The following is a 1,474-nucleotide window of genomic DNA, read 5'->3' on the forward strand; positions in this document are numbered from 1 at the left end:
GTCGAGGACGGCCCGGACGCCGACGTCGGGGCCGGGGCGGGCTGGAGCGGGAGGTGCTGGCCGCCGGTGCTGTAGGACGTCCCGCCCGTGGCGCCGCCGGGCAGCGGCATCGGACCGGTGGTCATGCCGGGGCCGCCGGTCGTCCCCGGGTTGCCCGTCCCGGTGGCGCCCATCCCGCTGCCGCCGCTCATCGCGGGGCCGAGGTCGCGGACGGGCGGGAGGCCCGACGCCGGCGGCTGCCCGGAGATCGGGGACGAGGGCGGCGGGCCGTTGTGCGCGGCGGGCTGGAGGTGGCCGAGGCTGCCGCCGTGGCCGTTGGCGCCGTGCCCGTTGGACAGCGGGCTCGTACCGAGCGAGGAGCCGGCGAGCGAGGCGCCGGACGTTCCGTCCATGCCGGTGAGCAGGTTGACGTAGGGCCGCAGGTGGCCGGAGCCGATCTCGATGAGGTCGTCGCATTCCTGCCGCAGCACCCGGGAGATCGTCCAGTTGCCGTCGACGGCGACGTGCACGACGGTGACGCGGACGCCGAGGTCCTGCGCGTCGGCGACGACCTGGGCGAGGTCTTCGTCGCCGGTGACCAGGACGGCGTCGGTGAGCGCGCCGTTGCGGGCGAGGGTCATCAGGTCGCGGTGGATCTCGGTGTCGACGCCCTCGCGGCGGCCCGGCCGGATCCGGCCGAGGCGGAGTTTGAGGCCGGGCAGGTCGGCGAGCGCCTCGTGCTCGGGGGAGCGGCGGCCCTCGACGGTCGCCTCGTACCAGTAGCAGCGCAGCAGCGGCATGCCGGTGCGTTCCCTGGCGAGGTTGCCGAGGAGCTGGAGGAGCCCGCCGAAGTCCCAGGAGACCGTTTCGCGGTGGCGGGTGCCGTGCACCGCCATCGCGCCGTCGGCCAGCAGGTAGCCGGCGTCTACGAACAGCGCGCAGCGATCCATGCGACACCGCCCTTCCTCAACACGGGACTTCACGGCATGCCCATCCGGCTTAGTGTCCCGGGTCGCCTATAGCGTAGTGAAGCGGGTCAACCCGGTAGGCCAATACGGCGATTCGCCACTCTTTCATGGCAAGCCGCTGGTTGGCGACTCCCCGGTAACAAGAATCGGGAGCCGCGGCGGACGCTACCAGCCGTTCGGCCCCGGCCCCGCGCTTCCTCATGATCTTTACGGGAACGGGCAGGTCACGGCTTCAGTCCCGGGGTTCCCGCGACCCGGGCTTCAACCGCCCATGGCGACCGGCCTTTTTCGTGGCCTGGTGCGGCACCTTGTGGCGGACGTGCCGCGGCGTGGCGCCCGGGCCCCGGAACGGGATGCTGCGCGGGGTGTCCACCTTGACCCGTACTCGGATATCGGTGTCAGGCCCCGGAAGGCGCACCTTGACATCGACCAGAAGTCCTCCGGGCCGGCGGCTCGGGAGGTGGTGGCGTGGCGGGTCCGGCCGGGGGCGCTCGGACGGCTCCGCCGCCGCCTTCCAAGGCGGTCGC

At 73.3% G+C, this 1,474-nt stretch carries 2 protein-coding genes; both read right to left on the reverse strand.

The window, feature by feature from the left end:
• On the reverse strand, positions 1 to 929 hold a 929-nt coding region (locus E1264_RS42545; RefSeq protein WP_132183238.1), incomplete at its 3' end, for an NYN domain-containing protein.
• A 250-nt stretch (positions 930 to 1,179) separates the two neighbouring features.
• Positions 1,180 to 1,474: hypothetical protein (locus E1264_RS44980; RefSeq protein WP_207937030.1), on the reverse strand; the 295-nt coding region annotated here is incomplete at its 5' end.

Source organism: Actinomadura sp. KC216 (assembly GCF_004348535.1).
Lineage (GTDB): Bacteria > Actinomycetota > Actinomycetes > Streptosporangiales > Streptosporangiaceae > Spirillospora.